General features: G+C 56.8%; 1 rRNA gene. It reads right to left on the bottom strand.

The annotated features are described in order from the left end of the window. Positions 1-22: 22 nt before the first annotated feature. Positions 23-3,145: ribosomal RNA gene (locus AB0E78_RS41745) — 23S ribosomal RNA — on the bottom strand. Between the last annotated feature and the right edge of the window lie 57 nt (positions 3,146-3,202).

Here is a 3,202-nt window from a genome sequence, read left to right as displayed (position 1 = left end):
AACACAGTGGACGCGAGCAACTGAGGACAAGCCCTCGGCCTATTAGTACCAGTCACCTCCACCCGTTACCGGGCTTCCAGATCTGGCCTATCAACCCAGTCGTCTACTGGGAGCCTTAACCCCTCAAAGGGGGTGGGAATACTCATCTCGAAGCAGGCTTCCCGCTTAGATGCTTTCAGCGGTTATCCTTTCCGAACGTAGCCAACCAGCCATGCCCTTGGCAGGACAACTGGCACACCAGAGGTTCGTCCGTCCCGGTCCTCTCGTACTAGGGACAGCCCTTCTCAATATTCCTACGCGCACAGCGGATAGGGACCGAACTGTCTCACGACGTTCTAAACCCAGCTCGCGTACCGCTTTAATGGGCGAACAGCCCAACCCTTGGGACCGACTCCAGCCCCAGGATGCGACGAGCCGACATCGAGGTGCCAAACCATCCCGTCGATATGGACTCTTGGGGAAGATCAGCCTGTTATCCCCGGGGTACCTTTTATCCGTTGAGCGACGGCGCTTCCACAAGCCACCGCCGGATCACTAGTCCCGACTTTCGTCCCTGCTCGACCCGTCGGTCTCACAGTCAAGCTCCCTTGTGCACTTACACTCAACACCTGATTACCAACCAGGCTGAGGGAACCTTTGGGCGCCTCCGTTACTCTTTGGGAGGCAACCGCCCCAGTTAAACTACCCATCAGACACTGTCCCTGATCCGGATCACGGACCCAGGTTAGACATCCAGCACGACCAGAGTGGTATTTCAACGTTGACTCCACGAACACTGGCGTGCCCGCTTCAAAGTCTCCCACCTATCCTACACAAGCCGAACCGAACACCAATATCAAACTGTAGTAAAGGTCCCGGGGTCTTTCCGTCCTGCTGCGCGAAACGAGCATCTTTACTCGTAGTGCAATTTCACCGGGCCTATGGTTGAGACAGTCGAGAAGTCGTTACGCCATTCGTGCAGGTCGGAACTTACCCGACAAGGAATTTCGCTACCTTAGGATGGTTATAGTTACCACCGCCGTTTACTGGCGCTTAAGTTCTCAGCTTCGCACACCCGAAAGTGCACTAACCGGTCCCCTTAACGTTCCAGCACCGGGCAGGCGTCAGTCCGTATACATCGCCTTACGGCTTCGCACGGACCTGTGTTTTTAGTAAACAGTCGCTTCTCGCTGGTCTCTGCGGCCACCCCCAGCTCAGAGTGCAAGACTCATCACCGGTGATGGCCCCCCTTCTCCCGAAGTTACGGGGGCATTTTGCCGAGTTCCTTAACCATAGTTCACCCGAACGCCTCGGTATTCTCTACCTGACCACCTGAGTCGGTTTAGGGTACGGGCCGCCATGAAACTCGCTAGAGGCTTTTCTCGACAGCATAGGATCATCCACTTCACCACAATCGGCTCGGCATCAGGTCTCAGGCTTGTGCTGTCCGGATTTACCTGGACAACGCCCTACACCCTTACCCCGGGACTACCACCGCCCGGGCTGGACTACCTTCCTGCGTCACCCCATCACTCACCTACTACCACCTTGGGCCGGCGGCTCCACCACTTCCCTTTGCCCGAAGGCTCCAGGACGGCTTCACGGCCTTAGCATTAATGGGCTCGATGTTTGACGCTTCACAGCGGGTACCGGAATATCAACCGGTTATCCATCGACTACGCCTGTCGGCCTCGCCTTAGGTCCCGACTTACCCTGGGCAGATCAGCTTGACCCAGGAACCCTTAGTCAATCGGCGCACACGTTTCTCACGTATGTATCGCTACTCATGCCTGCATTCTCACTCGTGAACCGTCCACCACTAGCTTCCGCTGCAGCTTCACCCGGCACACGACGCTCCCCTACCCATCACAGCGGGCGTTGGCCCTATAGCTGCAATGACACGACTTCGGCGGTACGCTTGAGCCCCGCTACATTGTCGGCGCGGAATCACTTGACCAGTGAGCTATTACGCACTCTTTCAAGGGTGGCTGCTTCTAAGCCAACCTCCTGGTTGTCTCTGCGACTCCACATCCTTTCCCACTTAGCGTACGCTTAGGGGCCTTAGTCGATGCTCTGGGCTGTTTCCCTCTCGACCATGGAGCTTATCCCCCACAGTCTCACTGCCGTGCTCTCACTTACCGGCATTCGGAGTTTGGCTAAGGTCAGTAACCCGGTAGGGCCCATCGCCTATCCAGTGCTCTACCTCCGGCAAGAAACACACGACGCTGCACCTAAATGCATTTCGGGGAGAACCAGCTATCACGGAGTTTGATTGGCCTTTCACCCCTAACCACAGGTCATCCCCCAGGTTTTCAACCCTGGTGGGTTCGGTCCTCCACGACCTCTTACAGCCGCTTCAACCTGCCCATGGCTAGATCACTCCGCTTCGGGTCTTGAGCGCGCTACTGAATCGCCCTATTCGGACTCGCTTTCGCTACGGCTTCCCCACACGGGTTAACCTCGCAACGCACCGCAAACTCGCAGGCTCATTCTTCAAAAGGCACGCAGTCACGACGCACCAAGTAAACTTGATGCGCGACGCTCCCACGGCTTGTAGGCACACGGTTTCAGGTACTATTTCACTCCGCTCCCGCGGTACTTTTCACCATTCCCTCACGGTACTATCCGCTATCGGTCACCAGGGAATATTTAGGCTTAACGGGTGGTCCCGCCAGATTCACACGGGATTTCTCGGGCCCCGTGCTACTTGGGTGTCTCTCAAACGAGCCGCTGATGTTTCGACTACGGGGGTCTTACCCTCTACGCCGGACCTTTCGCATGTCCTTCGCCTACATCAACGGTTTCTGACTCGTCTCACAGCCGGCAGACTGTGAAAGAGAGATCCCACAACCCCGCACACGCAACCCCTGCCGGGTCTCACACGTATACGGTTTGGCCTCATCCGGTTTCGCTCGCCACTACTCCCGGAATCACGGTTGTTTTCTCTTCCTGCGGGTACTGAGATGTTTCACTTCCCCGCGTTCCCTCCACACTGCCTATGTGTTCAGCAGCGGGTGACAGCCCATGACGACTGCCGGGTTTCCCCATTCGGAAACCCCCGGATCAAAGCCTGGTTGACGACTCCCCGGGGACTATCGTGGCCTCCCACGTCCTTCATCGGTTCCTGGTGCCAAGGCATCCACCGTGCGCCCTTAAAAACTTGGCCACAGATGCTCGCGTCCACTGTGCAGTTCTCAAACAACGACCAACCACCCGTCACACA

The sequence above is a fragment of the Streptomyces sp. NPDC032198 genome, assembly GCF_040636975.1.
Taxonomy (GTDB): domain Bacteria; phylum Actinomycetota; class Actinomycetes; order Streptomycetales; family Streptomycetaceae; genus Streptomyces.
Note: the sequence above shows the minus strand (reverse complement) of the source record. Positions and strands in the feature narration are given on the sequence as shown.